This window comes from Nonomuraea rhizosphaerae, from assembly GCF_019396405.1.
Taxonomy (GTDB): domain Bacteria; phylum Actinomycetota; class Actinomycetes; order Streptosporangiales; family Streptosporangiaceae; genus Nonomuraea; species Nonomuraea rhizosphaerae.
Genome location: NZ_JAHKRL010000049.1, coordinates 1 through 5,969 on the forward strand (window position 1 = coordinate 1; position 5,969 = coordinate 5,969).

A 5,969-nucleotide genomic window follows, 5' to 3' on the forward strand; every position below is an offset into this window, starting at 1 on the left:
CGCCTGCTTCTTGGCCTGCGGGGAGGCCGGCTGCTGTGAGGCCGCGACGGCGGGCTGCGTGGCGCCCTGCCCGGCGGCCGGCCGCTGCTGCGCCGCCGGCACCCCGTCCTTGCCCTTGGCCTTGCGCGGCCCGTCGGCCCTGGCCAGCTTGCGCCCGCGCATCACGCCCGAGACCACGAACAGCACCACGGACAGGCCCGTCACCGCGACGCCCGCCCAGACGACCGGGTTGAACACCAGGCTCGTCACGAACCCGACGATGGTCGTGCCGATGGTCCACAGCGCCTGCAGCGCGCCGGTCAGGTAGGCGGCCAGCGGCAGCAGCGCCCACGCCGTCGTCCGCATCCCCGCCGCCGCTCCCCTGCGCCGGAAGGCCAGGAAGCTGAGCACCAAGCCCGCGATCGTCACGCCGACGCACAACGGCAACCACGCGATCTGATTGAAGTCCATTTCCGGCCGCCCCTCGTGTCCTGGCCACATCGGTATGCCATCCATCCTGGCACGTCTCGCCGTTCCCGCCCTCCTCCCCAAGTACCTCTTCCATCCCCTAAGGGGTATTTGTTTCGGACGAGGTTTCCACTAGGGGTTTCTCACGGGACAAGAGCGCGAAGATCCGGGACCGTGACGCCCGCCAGCGACTCGACGACCAGCCGCCCCGGGGCCGCCTCGACGGGCAGCACGCTCGGCACGGCCACCACCGCGCAGCCCGCGGCCGTCGCGGCGGCCACCCCGTTGGGCGAGTCCTCCAGCACCACGCACCGCACCGGCTCCACGCCCAGCAGCCGCGCGGCCGTCAGGTACGGCTCCGGGTCCGGCTTGGTGCGGGTGACCTCACCGGCCGTCACGACCACGTCGAACCGGTCGCGGCCCACCCCCTTCAGCACCGCGTCGGCGATCTCCCTGAGCGAGGAGGTCACCAGCCCCACCGGGACGCCCTCCGCGCGTACCGCGTCGAGCAGCTCGGAGGCGCCCGGCATCAGCTCCACCCCGTCCGCCAGCCGGGCCACCATCCCGGCCGTCATCCACTCCGTGAGCGTGGCCGGGTCCACGTCCGAGCCGGAGACGGCCAGCATGTAGCCGACGGTCCGCTCCATCGAGCCGCCGACCAGGTGCGCCTGGTGCTCGGGCGTCCACCGGCCGCCGAGCCGCGCCATCACCCCGGTCTCGATCTCCAGCCAGACGCGCTCGGTGTCGACCAGCAGGCCGTCCATGTCGAAGAAGACCGCTTCCATGCATCCCCCGATCGGTTCGCCGGGCCGCCCGCGATGACGCCCCGTCCCGCCATTCTCGCCACCGGCGGGCGGGAACGGGTGAACCGGGTCGCCCGAGCACGACTGCCCGCGATCGCACCACCACCTGGGCAGCGCGCGAACGCCACCCCCTGGCCCGCCCCACCGCCCTGGGCGACGTGCGGGAACATCACGCCCCGGTCGGCGTGCAGGAGTGCCAGGCTCCGGCCCCCGGCGCCGTGCGTCGCTCGCCTCGCCCCCCCTCTCCTGGGCACCGCCACCCCTGAGCCGGCCGCCCGTGAGCGCCGCCACCGCACCCGGCCGCTACGCCGCGACCATGCCGCCGCGACCGCACCGCGCCGTCGAGCCAGCCCACCGCCTCCGCGCGGCACCAGCAGCCTTGGCGCCATGTTGTCAGGCACTGCGTCGTCGGGCCTGTGCCGCCGGGTGCCGGTCGTCTCATGCCGGGCGGATGGTCTGTCACGCCCGGCGGCCGGATCCCGCCCCCACCAGCGCGGGAGCGGGTCAGACGTTGAAGTACTTCGCCTCCGGGTGGTGGGCCACCAGCGCGGACGTCGCCTGCTCCGGGTGCAGCTGGAACTCCTCCGACAGCGTCACCCCGATCCGCTCCGGCGACAGCAGCTCGAACAGCTGTACCTGGTCCTCCAGGTTGGGGCAGGCCGGGTAGCCGAAGGAGTAGCGGCAGCCCTCGATGTTGACCTTGAGCATGTCGTCCAGCGACTCGTCGCCGCCGATGCCCCACTCCGAGCGGACCCGGGCGTGCCAGTATTCGGCCAGCGCCTCGGTGAGCTGCACCGACAGCCCGTGCAGCTCCAGGTAGTCGCGGTAGGCGTCCTTGGCGAACAGCTCGGCCGTCGCCTCGGCGATCCTGGGCCCCATCGTGGCGACCTGGAAGCCGACCACGTCCACCTCGCCCGACTCGCGTGAGCGGAAGAAGTCGGACAGGCACAGGTGCCGGTCGCGCCGCTGGCGGGGGAAGGTGAAGCGGGTGCGCTCAGTGCCGGCCTCGTCGAGGATGATCAGCGAGTCGCCGTCGCTGACGCACGGGAAGTAGCCGTAGACGACGGCCGCCTCCAGCAGCCCCTCGGTCTGGATGCGGTCGAGCCACATGCGCAGCCGCGGCCGTCCCTCGGTCTCGACGAGCTCCTCGTAGCCGGGCCCGTCGCCGCCGCGGGTGGGCTTGAGCCCCCACTGGCCGAGGAACAGCGCCCGCTCGTCGAGGAAGGCGGCGTAGTCGTTCAGCGCGATGCCCTTGACGATGCGGTCGCCGTGGAAGGGCGCCTGGGGCACGCGGTTGTCGGCGGCCACGTCCGAGCGCGCGGGCAGCTCGGCGACCGGGGTACGGGTGAGCACGGCCCCGGTCTTGACCCGGCGCTCACGCAGCGGCGGCAGCGTGGCCCCGGCGACGCCGCGCTTGACGGCCATGAAGGAGTCCATGAGCCGCAGCCCCTCGAAGGCGTCGCGGGCGTAGCGGACCTCGCCCGCGAACAGCTCGGCCAGGTCCTGCTCGACGTAGGCGCGGGTGAGGGCGGCGCCGCCGAGCAGCACCGGGTAGCGCTCGGCGATGCCCCTGGAGTTCATCTCCTCCAGGTTCTCCTTCATGATGACGGTCGACTTCACCAGCAGGCCGGACATGCCGATGACGTCGGCCCGCTGCTCGTCGGCCGCCTCCAGGATCGCCGAGACCGGCTGCTTGATGCCGAGGTTGACCACCTGGTAGCCGTTGTTGGACAGGATGATGTCGACCAGGTTCTTGCCGATGTCGTGCACGTCGCCCTTGACCGTGGCCAGCACGATGCGGCCCTTGGACTCGCCCTCCACCCGCTCCATGTACGGCTCCAGGTGGGCGACGGCGGTCTTCATCACCTCGGCCGACTGCAGCACGAACGGCAGCTGCATCTGCCCGGACCCGAACAGCTCGCCAACCGTCTTCATGCCGTCGAGCAGCACGTCGTTGATGATCTCCAGGGCGGGCCGCTGGTCGAGCGCGGTGTCGAGGTCGCTCTCCAGGCCCTTCTTCTCGCCGTCGACGATGCGCCGCTTGAGCCGCTCCCACAGCGGCAGCGCCGCCAGCTCCTCGGCCCTGGCCGAGGCCGTGGCCGCGCTGTCGACGCCCTCGAACAGCTCCATGAACCGCTGCAGCGGGTCGTAGCCCTCGCGGCGCCGGTCGTAGACCATGTCGAGCGCGACCTGGCGCTGCTCGTCGGGGATGCGGGCGGTGGGCAGGATCTTGGAGGCGTGCACGATCGCGGAGTCGAGCCCGGCGTTGACGCACTCGTTCAGGAAGACGGAGTTGAGCACGACGCGGGCGGCCGGGTTGAGGCCGAAGCTGATGTTGGACAGGCCCAGCGTGGTCTGCACGCCCGGGTAGCGGCGCTTGAGCTCGCGGATGGCCTCGATGGTCTCCAGGCCGTCGCGCCTGGTCTCCTCCTGGCCGGTGGCGATGGGGAAGGTCAGGCAGTCGACGATGATGTCCTCGACCCGCATGCCCCAGTTGGTCGTCAGGTCCTCGATGAGGCGGGTGGCGACGCGCACCTTCCAGTCGGCGGTGCGGGCCTGGCCCTCCTCGTCGATGGTCAGCGCCACGACGGCCGAGCCGTGCTCGCGCACCAGCCGCATGATCCGCTGGAAGCGGGAGTCGGGGCCGGCGCCGTCCTCGTAGTTGACGGAGTTGACGGCCGCGCGGCCGCCGAGCATCTCCAGGCCGGCCTGGAGCACGGCGGGCTCGGTGGAGTCGAGCATGATCGGCAGCGTGGAGGCGGTGGCCAGCCGGAAGGCCAGCTCCTTCATGTCGGCCACGCCGTCGCGGCCCACGTAGTCGACGCACAGGTCGAGCAGGTGGGCGCCGCCGCGGGCCTGGTCGCGGGCCATCTCCACGCAGTCGTCCCAGCGGCCCTCCAGCATGGCCTCGCGGAAGGCCTTGGAGCCGTTGGTGTTGCAGCGCTCGCCGATGGCCAGGTAGGAGGTGTCCTGGCGGAAGGGGACCGTCTGGTAGAGCGAGGAGGCGCCCGGCTCGGGGCGGGGGCGGCGGGCGGCGACCTCACGCCCGCGCACCCGCTCGACGACCTGGCGCAGGTGCTCGGGGGTGGTGCCGCAGCAGCCGCCGACCAGCGACAGCCCGTAGTCGCGGGCGAAGTGGTCGTGCGCGTCGGCCAGCTCCTCCGCGCTCAGCGGGTAGTACGCGCCGTCGGAGGTGAGCACCGGCAGGCCCGCGTTGGGCATGCACGACAGCCGCAGCCGGGAGTGGCGGGCCAGGTAGCGCAGGTGCTCGCTCATCTCGGAGGGGCCGGTGGCGCAGTTGAGGCCGATCAGGTCGACGCCGAGGGGCTCGATCGCGGTCAGCGCGGCGCCGATCTCGGAGCCGAGCAGCATGGCGCCGTTGGTCTCGATCGTCACCTGGGCGATGACCGGCACGTCGCGCCCGGACTCCTCGATGGCCCGCCTGGCGCCGACGACGGCGGCCTTGACCTGGAGCAGGTCCTGGCAGGTCTCGATGATCAGCGCGTCGGCGCCGCCCGCGATCAGGCCCGCCGCGTTGTCGCCGTAGGCGTCCCTCAGCCGCTCGTAGGGCAGGTGGCCCAGGGTCGGCAGCTTGGTGCCGGGCCCCATCGAGCCGAGCACGAAGCGCGGCTGCTCCGGCGTCGCCCAGTGGTCGGCGGCCTCGCGGGCGATCCTGGCGCCCGCCTCGGAGTATTCGAAGACCCGCTCGGGGATGTCGTACTCGCCCAGGGCGGCCAGGTTGGCGCCGAAGGTGTTGGTCTCCACGCAGTCGACGCCCACCGCGAAGTAGGCGTCGTGGACGCCGCGGACGATGTCGGGACGCGTGACGTTGAGCACCTCGTTGCAGCCCTCGTGGCCGTGGAAGTCGTCGAGGGTGGGGTCCTGAGCCTGCAGCATCGTCCCCATCGCGCCGTCGGCGACGATCACTCGCTGGGACAACACTTCTCGGAAGGACGGACGGCTGCTCATGGTCCACAGCTTATCGGCTGCGCCGGGGCGACTTTATCGGCCGGGCTATGCTGCTCGAGACGTATTACACATATCGTCCAATAGGAGCTCCAACATGGTCTATCGCACGGTCATGGCCGGGACCGACGGCTCCACGTCCTCCTTCCGCGCCGTCTCCGCCGCGGCCTCCCTCGCCGGCGCCATGGGCGCGACGCTCGTCCTGGCGTGCGCGTACCTGCCCATGCGGGAGAGCGAGCGCGCCGCCGCGGCCGACCGGCTCGGCGACCTGGCGTACAAGGTGGGCGGCTCGACCCCCGCCGACGACGCGCTGCGCGCCGCCCGCGGGCACGCCGTCGCGGCGGGCGCGGACGGCGCGGCCGGCATCGTGCTGGCGGCCGAGGAGGGCGACGCCGTGGACGTGCTCGTCGCCCTGGCCGGCCGGCACCGCGCGGACCTGCTGGTCGTCGGCAACCGCGGGCTCAACAGCCTGGCCGGGCGGCTGCTCGGCTCGGTGCCCTCGCACGTCACCCATCGCGCCCCCTGCGACGTGCTCATCGTCCGCACGACGCCGGACGGGCGCTCCTGAGCACCGGGCGGGGCGCCTCCGACCCGGCATGGGCGCTCCTCAGCACCCGGCATGGGCGTTCCTGAGCACCGGTACGGACGGTCCTGCCCCGGCATGGGCGTTCCTGGGCGCCGGCGAGGCGGGCGGCCGCGTGTGGGGCGGGCGGGACCCGCCCCGCGGCGCCCCCGCGGTGTTCGCGGGCACTC

4 protein-coding genes are annotated in these 5,969 nt (G+C 72.7%); 1 reads left to right on the forward strand and 3 read right to left on the reverse strand.

Translation table 11 applies throughout. The features are described from left to right. The 3 genes from KME77_RS02350 to metH all read right to left on the reverse strand — a co-directional run. Nucleotides 1-450: cellulose synthase (locus KME77_RS02350; RefSeq protein ID WP_219461228.1), on the reverse strand; the 450-nt coding region annotated here is incomplete at its 3' end. A 140-nt stretch (nt 451-590) separates the two neighbouring features. After that, nucleotides 591-1,232 carry an HAD family hydrolase gene (locus KME77_RS02355; protein ID WP_219461232.1) on the reverse strand — a complete coding sequence of 214 codons (642 nt, stop codon included), beginning with the start codon at nt 1,230-1,232 and terminating at the stop codon, nt 591-593. Between the two features lie 522 nt (nt 1,233-1,754). Continuing rightward, complete coding sequence (gene metH, locus KME77_RS02360; protein WP_219461235.1) at nt 1,755-5,219, reverse strand: methionine synthase; 3,465 nt, start codon at nt 5,217-5,219, stop codon at nt 1,755-1,757. Nucleotides 5,220-5,313: 94 nt separating this feature from the next. Here metH and KME77_RS02365 point away from each other — a divergent pair, with 94 nt between their 5' ends. Further along, the gene (locus tag KME77_RS02365; RefSeq protein ID WP_219461238.1) at nt 5,314-5,784 is read left to right on the forward strand and encodes a universal stress protein; all 471 of its coding nucleotides are present in this window, start codon (nt 5,314-5,316) and stop codon (nt 5,782-5,784) included. Nucleotides 5,785-5,969 lie beyond the last annotated feature (185 nt).

Coding starts and splice junctions, on each gene's coding strand:
- KME77_RS02355 (WP_219461232.1), bottom strand. CDS start 1,232: ATGGAAGCGGTCTTCTTCGACATGGACGGCCTGCTGGTCGACACCGAG.
- metH (WP_219461235.1), bottom strand. CDS start 5,219: ATGAGCAGCCGTCCGTCCTTCCGAGAAGTGTTGTCCCAGCGAGTGATC.
- KME77_RS02365 (WP_219461238.1), top strand. CDS start 5,314: ATGGTCTATCGCACGGTCATGGCCGGGACCGACGGCTCCACGTCCTCC.